This is a genomic window from Legionella massiliensis (genome assembly GCF_000756815.1).
GTDB classification, from domain to species: domain Bacteria; phylum Pseudomonadota; class Gammaproteobacteria; order Legionellales; family Legionellaceae; genus Tatlockia; species Tatlockia massiliensis.
This window is the reverse complement of sequence record NZ_CCVW01000001.1, coordinates 613,678-628,557: the sequence shown is the minus strand read 5'-3', so window position 1 is coordinate 628,557 and position 14,880 is coordinate 613,678. Positions and strand designations below refer to the sequence as shown.

The following is a 14,880-nucleotide window of genomic DNA, read 5'->3' as shown; positions in this document are numbered from 1 at the left end:
TGTTAAATCATGTTTTACAAAAAATACAACCTCCTTCTACTGAGAGCAGTAATTGCAAGGAGGGTAGTGGCAGCAAAAGGTTGCGTGAATCTCGTTGCTTTTGTTTCGATCAGCTCATTCTTAGCATTAAAATCGCTTCAATAATAAAGCAGCATTTGCGCCGCCAAAGGCGAAATGATTGGATAGAGCAATGTCAATTTGTTGTTTACGGGCATCATGAGCCACATAATCCAGATCGCAAGCAGGATCAGCCTCATTTAAATTGATTGTCGGCAATAAGATATCATGTTGTAAACTAAGTGTTGTTGCAATAATCTCCATAACACCTGCAGCACCTATCGCATGACCAGTCATGGCTTTCTGTGCCGTAATAGGTATTTCATAAGCCCGTTTGCCAAAAACAGCTTTTATTGTTTCTGTTTCAGTAATGTCATTTAATTGTGTCCCAGTCCCATGGGCGTTAATGTATTGAACATCACCCATACTTAATTTAGCATCATCAAGAGCTGAGTTAATAGCACGAACCTGGCCTTGCATAGTAGGGGCAGTCACATGATAGGCATCGCAGCTACCACCAAAGCCTATAATTTCCGCGTAAATTTTTGCCCCTCTTGCTTTGGCCTGCTGCAACTCTTCGAGGATTAAAACACCAGCGCCATCCGCCATAACCATGCCGTCACGATTCTTATCGAAGGGACGACAGGCTAATTCAGGCCTCTCATTTTGGGTAGACATCACACGCAGTTTACACCAGGCAGCCATTATGGTTTCCCAAATTAGCGATTCCGTTCCACCGCAGAGCACTGTGCTAAGTCTGCCATTTACGATTTGCTGATAAGCATTCCCTATCGCCTCTGCTGAAGAGACGCAGGCATTGGAAATTGTTGAGTTAGGACCACCCAAACCAAAGGCAATTGCCACATGGTTTGCAATTGAATTTGGCATGCCTCGAATGACACTCAGGGCAGGAATTTTTTTCCAGCTTTCAGTAAAAAAAGACTGATAGGCTGCTTCCAGCTCGGGAGTCCCTCCTAGGCTAGTACCAATATAAGTACCGGCATTGGCTAGCTCAGTGGCAGTTAAACCTGAGCGCTCAATCGCATGATGGGCACAATAGAGTGCATATTGAGCAGCTCGAGGATAGCGCTTGGACTTATCAAATTCAGGCAAATGCGCCAGTGACAAATCTCTAATTTCCCCAGCGATTTGTGTGGGATAAGGACTTGGATCATAGCTTTCTATGCGTTTTATACCGCATTGCCCGTTTAGAGCTGCTTGCCAGAAGGCTTCAAGTCCGTTACCAATGGAAGAAACTATTTCCATTCCTGTAATTACAACCCGTTTTTTCATTCCTTATCCTCTTAGCGCTTTCCTTTCGCAATAAAACGCCATACTAAAGGTGTGATAGAAAAGCTGTCAAGCTGAATTCTTGCCGCTCGTTTTTTCAGCTCTACAATTCAATGACTGATCCTGTTTAAGGATATAATTATAGAGCGCTTGAATAAGCTCATGACCATGATCGTTTTCACTATTGGTCACGCTATTAAAAAGAGCGCTAATAATAACCTGATTACAGGGTACATAGAAATAAAAGGAGCGATAACCTAAGGTTTTACCTTCATAAAACCAATAATGACCTATTTTGCTATTGTAAGCTTGAACAACGCCTAAACCAAAACCTCGAGGCTCATCACTATTCGTTATTGCCAGGAGTTTGCCCGTTTCTGTAGAAACAAGTTTCTGCATTTCATCTTTTTGCTGGCGGGTTAACAACTTATCATCGATAAATAAATGCTCTACCCAGTGAATAACATCTTCACTATTAGCAACAAGAGCACCAGCCGGGCCAGCCCAACTTAAACTATTCTCGGTGACATCTTGCCCTACAAGTTCAGGATTATCATAAACGTTATAGGCATAACCTCTTACCATGCGTTGTAGAACCTCGGGTCTATAGTTCGGTACTGGGTAGAAGGTATTTTTCAGGTCAAGCGGCTTAAGAATTTTTTCATCCAAAAGATTTGCAAAACTATCGTTGTACTTATTAGCAAGAATCATCGCGACTAGCACATAACCGGTATTACTATAAAAATAACCCGGCTTTAATGGCGGATTAAAATTTTTTGTGTAGACCAAATCGATTAACTCAGTCGGGCTCCAACTGCGCTGAATATTTTTACTAAATAAATAATTGATCCTAGGACTATCAGAGTAATTTGGAATTCCGGTACTCATATTGAGCAATTTTGTTAGGCTAAGTGAGCCCCAATTAGGATATTCACGTAGGTAATCACTAAGCGGTGAATCCAGTTTAATCTTCCCCTCAGACTCAGCAAGGACTGCTAAAGCGGCGGTAAATGATTTGGTAATGCTGCCAAGATCGAAAAGATCTCGAGTAGAAATTGCTTCCTCACTATTGTTGGCACGAGTGCCCAGAGCATAAGAATTGATTTTATCTTTCGTTTTTATCGAAACCTGAATAGCACTTAACATCTCTTGTTTACGATAGCGCTGTAAATGTGAATTGATAATGCTATTAATGGAATTATCATCGCCCTGTTGCTTTTCCTGGACGGGATCGGCAAAAGCCATTGAGGAAGCTGCTAAAAGCGTAATTATTAGTTTTTTCATAGGAAAACCTTACTTTAGATAAGAGTCGTTTAAACTCTTATCCATAACTGACGTTACTTTAAAAGTGCGCACAATTTTTCGGTACTGATGGCCCAAAAGTCAATGGCATTTACAGATTTAAAATCATGTCGAGTATAAAGATTAAGCGCACTGTGATTCGAAGTTTCAACATCAAGAGCAAGCTTAGTTTTACCTAGCATCAGAGCATGATTGATACAATAAGCTAATAATTCACTACCAAAACCTCGGCTTTGGTACTCAGGCATGACGGCTATGTCAGAGAGAACAGCCTCCTCGCTTTGCCAACGAATATGAGCCTTTCCTACGGCCTTACTACCTTTTAAGGCTATCATCACTGAATAGATACTATCATTCATCAGATTGATAAAACGCATCGGCATATCTTCCGGATCAACGGGAAAACACTGCTCATCGATAGCACATAAAGCGGGTATATCAGCTTCTGTTGCCTTGCGAATCGTCAAAGCATGTTTGCTAATCAAAATAGGTTCATAACTGTTGCGCTCCATATGGTATTCACTATTTTGATAGTGCAAGCCAAGACGTGTGAGCCAACCCTCATTAACCACCGCAGGTGTTGAGAAAAGCAAAGTATCCACTTGTTTTGCAAGCAAAACGGGTAATGCGGCCTTAATCAGCTGCTTTGCAAATCCTCGACGTCGATGAGCAGGCGAAATCATGACACTGACTTCACAGGCATTAGTATAGAAAAAGTAGATGCTTAAAAAGCCTATCAAGTTATCTTCATGAAAATAAAGAAAATTATTATCAGTGAGGCGTTTTTGCTCAAGAATGTGCGTATATAGTGGAGGTAAATCTCCATCTACTGCACGACAGCGGGATGCCAGGTTATCAAGGGCTTTTAGCTCGGCAGTACTAAGTTGATTATTACAAATAAGCATGATTTTCTTGTTTCAAATAAAAAAGTATTACACATTCTAACAAATTTCATACCTTTTTGTATTCGGGTTATTTTTCGCTGCAACTAGGGGTTGGTAAAAAGCTGGTTTTTCTCGTTAGATGAGCCAAATACAGACTTTCGGTGAATAAGGAGTGAACGCCTTACTCTTCATTACCCCCATCATTATCGAGCGAAGCAGGCGCCTCAAGAGGCGCATTGGGATTATCATCAATATTTAAGGCTGTTGGTGGGCGATGTGAAAAAAAATAATATAGGCCTACGGCAGCTAAAACGATAATAATCAGAATTGCAATAAGACCAGGTCCTTCATCGCCATTATCCTTCTTATTCATCGTAAATCTCCATATTACCCCATCCTTCTATAGTATAGTAAAAATTTTAAGCACTTTAGGGATTGGGATTATAAGTTATATATATTTTTCAAAAGGTTGTAAGTAAATTAGGAGCTCAATCTAGAAAACAAAATTAAGTACGTCAAAAACAATTTCTATTGTAATCAATACGATAATAATAATTTCCAAGCTATGAGAGTGCCGAGTTTCCAAATAGCCATTAAACATATCAAAGATTTCATTCAAGGTATCTAAGCGATGGTTTATTGCATTAACACGGCGTTGGATATGTAAATAGCGCTCCAGCATTATGTAATATTCTTCCAACGTGGGGTGCTGCCAAAAATATTTTGGGTGATAAAGAAAGTTGGAAATCAGATTCATCTCGCTTTTTGCACCCAGAATCTCGCCAATGACTTGCCGGATTTGATTACGGCTTATTGGCATATGACCACGATGAGAAAGGCTTTGAATCATTGGTGTGTATTTATCAATCAGAGCTTCAATGATCGTTTCAAAATACTGCAATTTGACCGACTGGGAAAAGCCGTAAGAAAAACTTAGTTTGAGCTCCTCACTGTCCGCCTCCATAGTAAGGCAATCAACCTCAAAATAATCGTGCGGCTCAATTGCAGTCTTTTGACCGATTTGATAACTAAATTCATCTCGTACTAAAAAAGAAATGGGTTTATCAGCGAAAGGGAGAATAGAATCAAGATAGGTTTTGACTTGATGACGTTTAACGCCCCAGGAGACAACCGTTCCATTTTTGAAAACAAAAATCAGTGACTGACTCTGATCATTGCGACCTAGTTTTAATACATCGCGTGATCTTGATGAACGATAACCCGGCAAAGCACTTTTAAAATGAGCATCCAGACGAGCCAGATCAATTGAATTGGCGATGCAGTAACTCAAGCACTCCATGATTAACTAACCCTTGAATAAAATTTATAGTTTGCGGCACAGCTGAAATAATAATCTGTACCACAACGCGCTAAAATAGCGACGATTATACCTCAAGTAAGTATAGACTACACCTGTAATAGCTCAGGTCTCCTATGTTTAGATCTACTCGAACGGTTGGATTTGAGTGCAGGTTGCGAGAAATACAGCCGTTCCTCGGTAGGGGCTCACCACTCTTTACACCTCCTCTTCCGCTTCACGTCCCTGATAGGCTTTCTTCCTATCGGTAGCGCCACTGAGCCATAAAGGACAAACTTCTAATATTTCTGCTATCTTATCCAGCTGATCCGTAGAGGGCAGTAAATGACCAAAAATCATCGCATTTGCTAAATGGCGAGTGACACCAAAAACCTTGGAAACTGCCTTAGTTTTCTCCGTAATTTCTTCGGGAAAGCCTAGCATGGACAGCTCGCGATTAAAGCGTTGTGAAAATACTTTATTATTCATTTTTCACTCCGTGAAAAAAATTGTTCTGTCAGTATGGATTCTGACCCTCCATTCTGTTCAGGGCAATCTCCATAAAATTGCCTAATTTACCATCCTTGATATAAACAACGCCCCTAAAGCTTTTGTGGAGCTTTAGGGGCGTTGCTTAATTATGACTGTTATAACTTATTTTTTTTCCCTAGCAAAGAGCTTTTCTTATTTATTTAAAAACAGTGAGTTAACCTATTTCGCTACTTCCAATACTGCACTGGCATAAGCAATCCCTTCCAAATAGGCTTGATTGTAGTCTTCCGGGCTAAATTTTTCATAATCCAGTTTAGAGAAATTAGCTTGCTCAAACCATTGTGTCATTGCTAAAAGATAACCTAGTGCTCCCTGATGCTTTAGTAGTGCCTCATTCAACTCATCACTTAAACGGATCTTGCCTAACAAAGAAGGCATAGTCTCATTTAAAATGGCGTCTAGTGTAGAGAGCATACCCACTGTATAGGCTTGATGCGGGTTCGCCAGCTCTGAAATTGTCGCTAGATTCTGGCACATTTTTGCGCGAATCAACGTCCTTTCCAATAAATCAGGAGCAACATCATCCAAGCTGGATACAAGTAACAAACTTAGCCAGTTTCGTATTTGAATTAATCCTAACTGCCTAATTGCATCCATAAGGGACTCAATTTTTTTACCTTTATACAGAGCAGCAGAATTAGCTAATCGGAGAACTTGATAGCTTAATTTTGGAATTTGTAAGATGATTTCCTCAACTCGTTCCATATGAACATCAACATCATAAATCTCAGCAAATAATTTCAGCAGATAAGTTTTATTTTCAGAAAGTAAATTACCATGTATTAGATCAGGGTAATTGAGAAAAAAACCTTGAAATAATTCAAAGCCCAGCTCCTTACAAAGCAGCAGCTGGTCCCTGTTTTCAATTTTTTCAGCCAGCAATTTTGCCTTGCTTCCTACCAGTGGCGCTATTTGTCTTTTAATTTCATCCTTGCTCAGTCCTAAAACCTCAATCTTAATAACATCGGCTAGGTCAACCAAGGGCACTAACTCTTCGCGAAAAATAAAATCATCGAGCGCTAAGCGATAACCGTCCTCACGGAGATTTTTTACACTTTCAATTAGGGACTCATCAATCACCGTGTTTTCCAATAATTCGATAATTACTTTCTTCTTAGGTAAAAGGGTTGGTATCCTTTTCAAGAGATGATTACGTGTAAAATTGATATATGCGGGATGAGCACCAACAATAGTATTGATGTCTAAATGTGTAAATAAATGGGACAAAATAAAAGAAGTCGCATCGTCACCCGCTTTCTCATTGCTGAGGTCGATATTTGCTCGAAACAAGTCACCAGCTCTATACAAAAGCTCATAAGCGCAAACCTGATTGAGGCTATCGTAGATCGCTTGTCGAGCGAACAGAGTTGATGTGATTTGTTTTTTCAATTTAATAACTTATATCATCATGTTTTAAGTTAAGTATAATCAATCTGGTACAAACTGCTCATTGCATACAACCACCAATGACTTGGCTCCCGCTCATACGCCAAAGGTTCCCCACGCTCACTGCCATTAAGTTAACGTCAGTTATAGATAAGGGGTTTTATAGCCGCAGAGAGCAAGGCTTCGAGACGGCCTAAAGGCCTCCTCAGCCCGAACGGTTTGAGGTAGCATCCTTATTTTTCCGCCTATATACCGCGCATAAAGCGCGGTACGTAGGCAAGGGTATAAGTGCTTATCCATAACTGACGTTAAGTTAAGGGCAGTTGTCATTCCCGCGAAGGCGGGAAACCATCTCTACATTGGCACTGTGCTTAGCTAAAAATAGTTTCCCGCCTTCGCGGGAATGACAAAACCTTCCTTAACTTAATAGCAGTATCCCCCACGCTGTGCGAGGTGGCGAGGAGGCAAAAAGCATTTTTTACACAGCGTTCTAAGTGCCATTAGGCTTCTCAGCCCAGCCTGCTATCTTTTATAACTCGCTTAACTATTCCTGGTGAGCAAAATAATTCAGATCCAATTCCCGCGCAGCTTTGACATCATCTAATCGTTTCACTGGTAAGGTATGTGGGGCATCTCTTAAAAGATTGGGGTTCGATTGGGCTTCATAGCGAATTGCCTCTAAGGCACTAATGAATCCATCTAACTCCTCCTTACATTCAGTTTCTGTCGGTTCAATCAATAAACATTCAGGCACTAACAGAGGGAAATAGGTCGTTGGGGCATGGAATCCAAAATCGAGCAAACGCTTAGCAAAATCCATTGCATTAACGCCATAAGTTTTCTTTTCCTGATTCAGAGTTAGAATAAACTCATGTGTTGCACGCCGTCCCGGATAAGCCGGATTAAATCCGGCCTTCTCTAATTCACTAAGTAAATAATTCGCATTCAAAGTAGCAAATTCAGATACCTTTAATAGGCCAGTTTTTCCTAATACGCGGATGTAAAAATAAGCGCGAAGCAGGATTCCCGCATTCCCCATAAAGCAAGACAAACGACCAATACTTTGTGGTATATCATTCGCAGTAGCCCAACGATAGTGCTTGTCGTCTTTAATCACTGTAGGTAAGGGTAAATGTGGCAACAGTCTTTTGCCAACAGCTACAGGACCAGCACCTGGGCCACCACCCCCATGAGGGGTAGCAAAGGTTTTGTGTAAATTCAAATGCATGACATCAAAGCCCATATCGCCCGGCCTTACACGGCCTAAAATAGCATTCAGATTTGCCCCGTCATAATATAAAAGCCCACCAGCTTGGTGCACAACCGCAGCTATTTCTTTGATTTGGCGCATAAACAAGCCCAAGGTTGATGGGTTTGTAAGCATAATGCCGGCTGTTTTAGGTCCAACTTTACGGCGTAACTCATCCAGATCAAGATCACCATCTTTGGAGGTAGCCAGTTCGACGATTTTAAAGCCGCACATAGCCGCTGAGGCCGGGTTGGTTCCATGAGCTGCGTCAGGAATAAGCATCTCATCGCGTCCCGTGTCGCCGCGTGATTGGTGGTAAGCTTTAATCATTGCGACACCAGCAAATTCTCCCTGTGAGCCAGCCATAGGTGTCAGTGACACCCCTGCCATGCCGGTAATTTCAGCCAGATAACTTTGCAGCTCATGCATAGTTTGCAAAAAGCCTTGACTTGCATTTTCAGGAGCGAGGGGGTGGCGATTAATAAAACCAGGGATCGACGCAGCCTTATGAACACCCCGGGGATTGTATTTCATAGTACAAGACCCCAAAGGATAAAAATTGGTATCTATCGCAAAATTCTTTTGCGATAGGCGCGTATAATGGCGAATTACCTGCAATTCAGAGCAAGCTGGTAAACGCGGTGCGCTTGTGCGCAGAAACTGCTTGGGAATCGCGACACTATGCTCCTTATTGTGAGGAGCTTGTGCAGTTGCTTGACGGCCGGCCGTTGAGCGTTCAAAAATTAACATAATTTGCCCTCCGTTTTTTGAATAATATCCTTAAGTTCATCGCAATGTTTAACCGGTGTAAATTCAATGAGTTGGTAGTCTGCTATTTCGGCCAAATGATAGGGATCGTTCTTAAGCACTGACTCCAGATAGTCTCTATCGCTGGTTGCTGCAATAAGAATGCCGCCTGTTCTTGGTTTCATTGGTCCGGAAGCAAGGAATAAACCCTGTTTATAGTGATATTCCAGGAATTCCCGGTGAGCCTGCAAATATTTATCCACCTCTGAGATTGGCGTCTTATAAGTTAACTGTACAATAAACATTAGCTACCTCGTTTTGCCATAATTTGCTTGAGTGAATTAGCATAGAGAGCAATATCCTCGTCTGTACGCATTTCTGTCACACAAACAAGCATAGTGTTAACCAACTTCGGATAATGTGACTCTACGGAATATCCACCAATAATTCCCTGCTCACGTAATTGCATAAGCACCTTATCCACGGGTTGGTCTAGCTGTAAAAGCGTTTCATGGAAACAAGGGGCTGAAAAGACAGCTTTGACCCCGCTGATTTGAGTCAATTCTGCAACCAATTTATTAGTATTTTGATGGCATTGGCGAGCAACTTCCAACATACCTTCTGCACCTAGCAAACTCATATGAATAGTTGCTGCAGTGACTAATAAGCCTTGGTTAGTACAAATATTGGAGGTGGCTTTTCCACGTCTGATATGCTGCTCCCGAGCTTGCAAGGTCAGTGTAAACCCTGTTTTACCGTCTTTATCCAAGGTTCGACCTATTAGACGCCCTGGCATTTGGCGCACATGTTCCATGCGTGTACTGAAAAACCCGAAATAGGGGCCGCCTGAAGCCATGGGTGAACCCAGAGGCTGGCCTTCACCACAGGCAATATCGACGCCCTGCTCACCCCATTGCCCTGGTGGCTTCAAAAGTGCAAGCGCAATTGGGTTGACTGCGGCAATACTGACTGTCTGGTTCTTTCGCGCCCAGTCAGTCATTTCATCGGCCAACTCCAGACAGCCAAAGAAATTGGGCTGAGGGATAACCAAAGCTGTAATATCTTCACCACTGTATTTTTCTAAGGCCGATAGGGCAGTAATACCTTGTTTTTCATCAAAGGGAAGGGTTATAACTTCGATATGTTGTGTTCTAACCACTGTTTCTAAGGTGTCACGATAGAGCGGGTGCAGAGTACCGGCAACCAGAACTCGGTTGGCTTTACTCTTTTTATTCACACGAACCGCCATCAATATAGCCTCCGCAAGCGCGGTTGCACCGTCATACATCGATGCATTGGCTACATCAAGACCTGTTAGCTCGGCAATCATGGTCTGATATTCATAAAGCAACTGCAAAGTGCCTTGGCTTGCTTCAGCCTGATAAGGCGTATAGGCAGTTAAAAACTCACCTCTTGAAGCGATATCCCACACAGCCGCAGGAATATGATGTTCATAGCAACCTGCCCCCATAAAGCACAGACCATTCTGATTTTTGTCGGCCAAGCGCTGAGCTTCTCTCAGCATGGCCATTTCACTTAAGCCTTCAGGGATATTCTTGAGCTCGCCATAGAGTAAAGAAGCAGGAATCTCATCAAATAGCTCCTGTGTACTACTCGCTCCTATGTCGGCCAGCATCGCTTCAACGTCTTCGCTGGTATGGGGGATATAAGGCATTTTAATGCTCCTCTGCTATCTCATTTTGATATTGCTCAGCACTCAACAAGTCACTTAGTTCTGCAAGGTTGCTCGCTCTGATTTTAACTAACCAGCCTGCACCATAGGGATCGCTATTGACTATAGCGGGGTTATCACTGACGTCTTGGTTAACCGCAGTAACAACTCCACTTATAGGCGCATAAAAATCGGAGGCAGCTTTGACTGATTCAACAACACCCAATTCATCGCCAGCCTTCACCAGATCACCCTCTTCGGGTAATTCAACAAATACCATATCACCTAATAGTTGTTGTGCGTGTTCAGTAATACCAATAGTCATTTCCTGTCCATCACCTTGTATCCATTCATGCGTTTGAGTGAATTTCATATCTGTCATCGCCTTATCCTCTTCTTATAATTATTAACAGCCCCTATATAATTTGTCCTCGTTTGACAAATCTTGGCTTACCAACCCTTGCTGGAATCAATTTTCCACGAATATCAACCATTACCAATTCACCGGTATTTGTTGGCACTCTTGCTAAAGCAATTGATTGCGCCAATGTCGGTGAATAAGTACCGCTTGTAATCAGACCCTCAGCATTTCCTTCAACAATAACACGTTGACCGGCTCGCATAACACCTTTGTCTTGTAAAACCAAGCCAACCAGTTTGCGTTGAACACCCTGCCGTTTTTGTGATAGGAGGGCGCCCATGCCAATAAAATCCCGGTCTTCTGGCCGCCATTTTACCGTCCATTCCAAGCTGGATTCCAAAGGAGTAGTTGACTCATCCATGTCTTGTCCGTAAAGCAACATTCCTGCTTCCAAACGGAGGGTATCGCGAGCGGCTAAACCACAGGGCTTAACTCCAGCCTGTAAGAGGGAGGTCCATAAGGTAGAGATTTCTTCTTTAGGAATAATAATTTCTAGGCCATCTTCTCCAGTATAGCCCGTCCTTGCAAAAAACCAGCGGTCTACATCGACACATTCAAAATTGGTCAGGGTCGAAACGGCATCAATTTGCGCGGGTGTAAGAATACTCATTGTTCTTGCTATAGCATCTGGACCTTGTACCGCCAGCATGGCAAGCTCCGTGCGCTCTTGCAATCCTACTGAAAATCCTTCACTTTTGTTGCGAATCCAGTCGAGATCACGAGTGCGTGTTGCTGAATTGAGTACTAACCTGTAGTTATCAGAAGCCCGTTGGTAAACAATCAGATCATCAATGATTCCGCCATGCTCATTGCACATGCAGCTATAGAGTGCGCGTCCAGTATGCTCAAGAAGATCGACATCGTTGGTTAGTAATTTACGTAAGAATTGTCTGCCACCAGCACCCAAAATATCAACCACTGTCATGTGTGAGACATCAAACATTCCAGCAGATTTGCGAACATAATTATGTTCTTCCAACTGAGAGCCATAATGCAGGGGCATCTCCCAGCCGTGAAAATCCACCATTTTGGCACCATTTGCCAAATGATTGGCGTGTAGTGGTGTTTTTGCGATCATTGCGATTCCCTCGTTTCGCGCGTTGGTGCAGATGATTATACCGAGATGCGACTCCACGACAAGTCTTGCCGCAGGATATCTTTTTCTGCTAAGCAGAGCCCACTAATCAGATATCTGATGAGCCCTAAGTTGTTGAATCTTCTTATTGAGAATAAAAATCTTGCTCCGATCCATTCAGATCCTTACCGCCATAAGGGACTTAAGGAGCAAAAAAAATTTTTGATCTGTGCGTTTTTTGTACTATTCTGAATCATATTGGCTGCTTTGCGACCCATTTCATGTAAGCAGAGCTTTTTGTAGTGTGTTGTAGATAGAGCTCTATGCTGCACGAGATTGGGATGTGAGATGGCGATATTACCAGACGTTATCAACAAGAATCTTGTTGATATGGACGAGATTGAATTTACCTTGCACAGCCTTCTCGGCAGTGACACGGGGGTATTTATTGGAATATCAACGAATGACTATGGTGAATTGATTCAGCAAAATGGCCATTTAAATGAAATTAATGCGTATATCGGAGCAGATAATGCACTAAGTACCGCAAGCGGGCGCATCGTTTACCAGCTAGGTTTGCAAGGTCCTAATTTAGCTATTGATTCCGCATGCTCCTCTTCTTTCGATATGTACTGTAATTTTATTAAATTTAATAAGTTCTCATTTAGTAAAGAAGAGCCCGAGCTGATAAGCCAAGCAGGTGACACCAATGCAGAGCAAGAACTGATGCCCGGGGCTTTATATGCTGACGATTAAATAAAATTAGAGTAGTCTTGTTGGGCGAATAAACCTAAAAACAAGGACTAAATGATGGACATGCCAAAGGTTGGTGAGTTTTGCTGGAATGAGTTAGCAACTAACGATGTCAACGCTGCAAAAGATTTTTATGGCAATTTGCTTGGCTGGACCTTTAGTGAACATAAAACAGATGACTCAATCTACACAATGATTAAACACAAGGATGGTGAATTTGGTGGCATGTGGCAAATTCCCAATGAGCAAAAAAACCAAATCCCCCCCCATTGGATGGGATATATTTTGGTTGATGATATAGAGAGCACTCTGAACAATGCGACAAAACTCGGTGCAACCGTGAAGATGCCGGTCACTCAGGTTGGTGAAATGGGGCGCTTTATCGTCATTGCCGATCCTACTGGAGCACATATCGCATTTTGGCAAACTTTGAATCAAAAATAAGTTTTTGACATCACGCTTGTTAACAACCGCCGAGGGAACAATAAAAACCCAACAAGAACATTTATATTTCTAAATGTCTTATAATTATATAAGAAGCTGTTTGTAGGTAATAGAGGAGAAATTCTTATGAACGCTAGTATTAAAAGGCATCATAAAATTCTCGGGACCCTGCTTTTTATTGCCTGTTTATTCATCACCACCGATACTAATGCCTGGCATGGCGGCGGCTGGGGTGGTGGTTGGCACGGCGGTGGTTGGCACGGCGGTGGTTGGCACGGCGGTGGCTGGGGTGGCGGCTGGCACGGCGGTGGCTGGCATAATGCTGGCTGGTATGGCGGCGGCTGGGGTGGCGGTGTCTATGTTAGCCCTATTTTCTACACCCAACCCTATTATCGTGCCTGTGGATGGGTAGGAGGTCACTGGCAAGGCCGGTACTGGATCCCAGCACATAGAACCTGTTGGTATTAAGGCATAACGCTCAGCCTCAAAGCCCTTAGGCGGAGATAGAATGGTAATAGGTCACTCCCCTTGCGTCATCCTGAGCGTAGCGAAGGATCTATGTGGCACTGTGCTAATCCCGGAGATCCTTCGCTACGCCCAGGATGACGGGTTATGATAGGCAAAGGAAATAATAAGAGAGCATCACCTTTGAGCAAAATACATCTAATAAACTGGTTAATGTCTTGGAGAGGCGTGCTTGATTTTGCATGGCTCTTTTTTTTATTGTTTATGCTCTGGTATTTTTGGCGAGACAGGCAATTTCTAGCTCAATCAAAATATTGGCTTATTACCAAAGGTCGCATTACTCTCTTTGAATGGACTCAAGAAGGGCCTCGATTATGGCCAAAGATTCAATACACCTACCAGGTCTTCGATAAGGATTTTTATAGCGAATACCTTTTCCTCGATACCTCTCATAACAATCCCAATAGTAAATATGCCCGCAATATCGCCTATCGCGCGGCGATGGCCTATGAGGATGATGTGGATATTGATGTCTTTTATAACCCTAATAATCCACAACAAGCAGCACTAGATATCACCATTCCACGAAAATTAAATCTCATTATTGCCCTATTATTAATCTTGATTATTTTGCACCTTGTGGTTGTGACGGAGCGGCTGTTGTAGGTGCTGCCTCCTCTTTTGCAGCCTCACATTTGCAAGGCTCAGAACTAGTCTGCGCCTGCAAGCTAGTTATCGCTAATCCCCTCACGCCCTGTCCAGGGGATGCTATTCCAAAATCAAGCGTAATATCCAAGGTTTGCTTTTGCTGATACTGAGGGTTTTTATAGATCACAAGCAGGGGCATCTCCGCTTGCCAATGATTATCTCCCTTGGCTTTAATAGTCGGTGGAAGGGTTGCTACTGCGCTGACAAAGTATGAGTTGGCTTGCACTGCATCGGGAATTTTGGAAGCAGTAAAAACATTAGAGTAATCAGTCCAGCCACCCGCAGTGAAATATTTGGCAATCTGTTTTTGTCGCTCAATAAAATCCTTGTAGTTATAGGTATAAGTAGCAACTATTGCTTCATTAGCCCAAACTGCAAGTTGCGTCTCATCAGGTGTAGAACGGGCTGTAAGAGAAAAGGCGAATAGGATCAGGGCAGCATAAGCTCTCATTTTAGTCATTAATAGTATCCTTTAAACAAACGTCAGTTCGGAATAAGAGTTAATCTGATTGTAGTCCCGTTTCCCACACAAAAAAACCCCGGTATAAAACCGGGGCGATTATTGTGCCTATCAGGCA

The 14,880-nt window shown here is 42.6% G+C and carries 17 protein-coding genes; 4 read left to right on the top strand and 13 right to left on the bottom strand.

What is annotated here, in order from left to right:
* Positions 1–126: 126 nt before the first annotated feature.
* The 12 genes from BN1094_RS02705 to gcvT all read right to left on the bottom strand — a co-directional run bounded on the left by BN1094_RS02705 (position 127) and on the right by gcvT (position 11,935).
* On the bottom strand, positions 127–1,350 hold the full coding sequence (locus BN1094_RS02705) for a beta-ketoacyl-[acyl-carrier-protein] synthase family protein (RefSeq protein ID WP_043872854.1): 1,224 nt from the start codon (positions 1,348–1,350) through the stop codon (positions 127–129).
* Positions 1,351–1,416: 66 nt separating this feature from the next.
* On the bottom strand, positions 1,417–2,631 hold the full coding sequence (locus BN1094_RS02700; protein WP_043872853.1) for a serine hydrolase domain-containing protein: 1,215 nt from the start codon (positions 2,629–2,631) through the stop codon (positions 1,417–1,419).
* Positions 2,632–2,684: 53 nt separating this feature from the next.
* Entirely contained in the window at positions 2,685–3,554 is an 870-nt protein-coding gene (locus BN1094_RS02695; RefSeq protein ID WP_043872852.1) for a GNAT family N-acetyltransferase, read from the bottom strand.
* 160 nt (positions 3,555–3,714) lie between these two features.
* Complete coding sequence (locus BN1094_RS02690; RefSeq protein ID WP_043872851.1) at positions 3,715–3,906, bottom strand: hypothetical protein; 192 nt, start codon at positions 3,904–3,906, stop codon at positions 3,715–3,717.
* A gap of 120 nt (positions 3,907–4,026) precedes the next feature.
* Entirely contained in the window at positions 4,027–4,833 is an 807-nt protein-coding gene (locus tag BN1094_RS02685) for an RMD1 family protein (RefSeq protein ID WP_043872850.1), read from the bottom strand.
* A 216-nt stretch (positions 4,834–5,049) separates the two neighbouring features.
* The gene (locus BN1094_RS02680) at positions 5,050–5,319 is read right to left on the bottom strand and encodes a hypothetical protein (protein WP_043872849.1); all 270 of its coding nucleotides are present in this window, start codon (positions 5,317–5,319) and stop codon (positions 5,050–5,052) included.
* A gap of 222 nt (positions 5,320–5,541) precedes the next feature.
* Complete coding sequence (locus tag BN1094_RS02675) at positions 5,542–6,771, bottom strand: EAL and HDOD domain-containing protein (RefSeq protein WP_043872848.1); 1,230 nt, start codon at positions 6,769–6,771, stop codon at positions 5,542–5,544.
* A 541-nt stretch (positions 6,772–7,312) separates the two neighbouring features.
* Positions 7,313–8,767: an aminomethyl-transferring glycine dehydrogenase subunit GcvPB gene (gene gcvPB / locus BN1094_RS02670; protein WP_043872847.1), complete on the bottom strand. Its 1,455-nt coding sequence runs from the start codon at positions 8,765–8,767 to the stop codon at positions 7,313–7,315.
* Positions 8,761–9,069, bottom strand: a complete 309-nt coding sequence (locus tag BN1094_RS02665) for a YciI family protein (protein WP_043872846.1) — start codon at positions 9,067–9,069, stop codon at positions 8,761–8,763. The genes gcvPB and BN1094_RS02665 overlap by 7 nt, the downstream gene beginning before the upstream one ends.
* Complete coding sequence (gene gcvPA / locus BN1094_RS02660; protein ID WP_043872845.1) at positions 9,069–10,439, bottom strand: aminomethyl-transferring glycine dehydrogenase subunit GcvPA; 1,371 nt, start codon at positions 10,437–10,439, stop codon at positions 9,069–9,071. Before gcvPA ends, BN1094_RS02665 begins: the two co-directional genes overlap by 1 nt.
* Before the next feature lies 1 nt (position 10,440).
* A complete protein-coding gene (gene gcvH / locus BN1094_RS02655) occupies positions 10,441–10,818 on the bottom strand; it encodes a glycine cleavage system protein GcvH (protein ID WP_043872844.1) in 378 nt (125 codons plus the stop codon).
* A 34-nt stretch (positions 10,819–10,852) separates the two neighbouring features.
* Entirely contained in the window at positions 10,853–11,935 is a 1,083-nt protein-coding gene (gcvT, locus tag BN1094_RS02650) for a glycine cleavage system aminomethyltransferase GcvT (protein WP_043872843.1), read from the bottom strand.
* Between the two features lie 345 nt (positions 11,936–12,280).
* Between gcvT and BN1094_RS02645 the strand changes: the two genes are divergently transcribed.
* The 4 genes from BN1094_RS02645 (at position 12,281) to BN1094_RS02630 (ending at position 14,260) form a co-directional block, all read left to right on the top strand.
* Positions 12,281–12,688, top strand: a complete 408-nt coding sequence (locus BN1094_RS02645) for a beta-ketoacyl synthase N-terminal-like domain-containing protein (RefSeq protein WP_043872842.1) — start codon at positions 12,281–12,283, stop codon at positions 12,686–12,688.
* A 51-nt stretch (positions 12,689–12,739) separates the two neighbouring features.
* Positions 12,740–13,129: a VOC family protein gene (locus tag BN1094_RS02640; RefSeq protein ID WP_425411901.1), complete on the top strand. Its 390-nt coding sequence runs from the start codon at positions 12,740–12,742 to the stop codon at positions 13,127–13,129.
* 126 nt (positions 13,130–13,255) lie between these two features.
* Positions 13,256–13,597, top strand: coding sequence for a hypothetical protein (locus tag BN1094_RS19750; protein WP_099908959.1), 342 nt, complete (start codon positions 13,256–13,258; stop codon positions 13,595–13,597).
* Positions 13,598–13,741: 144 nt separating this feature from the next.
* On the top strand, positions 13,742–14,260 hold the full coding sequence (locus tag BN1094_RS02630; RefSeq protein WP_425411900.1) for a DUF3592 domain-containing protein: 519 nt from the start codon (positions 13,742–13,744) through the stop codon (positions 14,258–14,260).
* On the opposite strand, the gene BN1094_RS02625 is transcribed toward BN1094_RS02630, so the two are convergent.
* Entirely contained in the window at positions 14,220–14,762 is a 543-nt protein-coding gene (locus BN1094_RS02625; protein ID WP_043872840.1) for a DotI/IcmL family type IV secretion protein, read from the bottom strand. The genes BN1094_RS02630 and BN1094_RS02625 overlap by 41 nt on opposite strands.
* Positions 14,763–14,880 lie beyond the last annotated feature (118 nt).

Bases quoted from the DNA above. Each gene is read 5' to 3' on its own strand.
- BN1094_RS02640 (WP_425411901.1), top strand. From the start codon at position 12,740: ATGATGGACATGCCAAAGGTTGGTGAGTTTTGCTGGAATGAGTTAGCA.
- BN1094_RS02680 (WP_043872849.1), bottom strand. From the start codon at position 5,319: ATGAATAATAAAGTATTTTCACAACGCTTTAATCGCGAGCTGTCCATG.
- gcvH (WP_043872844.1), bottom strand. From the start codon at position 10,818: ATGACAGATATGAAATTCACTCAAACGCATGAATGGATACAAGGTGAT.
- BN1094_RS02685 (WP_043872850.1), bottom strand. From the start codon at position 4,833: ATGGAGTGCTTGAGTTACTGCATCGCCAATTCAATTGATCTGGCTCGT.
- gcvPB (WP_043872847.1), bottom strand. From the start codon at position 8,767: ATGTTAATTTTTGAACGCTCAACGGCCGGCCGTCAAGCAACTGCACAA.
- BN1094_RS02705 (WP_043872854.1), bottom strand. From the start codon at position 1,350: ATGAAAAAACGGGTTGTAATTACAGGAATGGAAATAGTTTCTTCCATT.
- BN1094_RS02690 (WP_043872851.1), bottom strand. From the start codon at position 3,906: ATGAATAAGAAGGATAATGGCGATGAAGGACCTGGTCTTATTGCAATT.
- BN1094_RS02665 (WP_043872846.1), bottom strand. From the start codon at position 9,069: ATGTTTATTGTACAGTTAACTTATAAGACGCCAATCTCAGAGGTGGAT.
- BN1094_RS02630 (WP_425411900.1), top strand. From the start codon at position 13,742: ATGATAGGCAAAGGAAATAATAAGAGAGCATCACCTTTGAGCAAAATA.
- BN1094_RS02700 (WP_043872853.1), bottom strand. From the start codon at position 2,631: ATGAAAAAACTAATAATTACGCTTTTAGCAGCTTCCTCAATGGCTTTT.
- gcvT (WP_043872843.1), bottom strand. From the start codon at position 11,935: ATGATCGCAAAAACACCACTACACGCCAATCATTTGGCAAATGGTGCC.
- BN1094_RS02695 (WP_043872852.1), bottom strand. From the start codon at position 3,554: ATGCTTATTTGTAATAATCAACTTAGTACTGCCGAGCTAAAAGCCCTT.
- gcvPA (WP_043872845.1), bottom strand. From the start codon at position 10,439: ATGCCTTATATCCCCCATACCAGCGAAGACGTTGAAGCGATGCTGGCC.
- BN1094_RS02645 (WP_043872842.1), top strand. From the start codon at position 12,281: ATGGCGATATTACCAGACGTTATCAACAAGAATCTTGTTGATATGGAC.
- BN1094_RS19750 (WP_099908959.1), top strand. From the start codon at position 13,256: ATGAACGCTAGTATTAAAAGGCATCATAAAATTCTCGGGACCCTGCTT.
- BN1094_RS02625 (WP_043872840.1), bottom strand. From the start codon at position 14,762: ATGACTAAAATGAGAGCTTATGCTGCCCTGATCCTATTCGCCTTTTCT.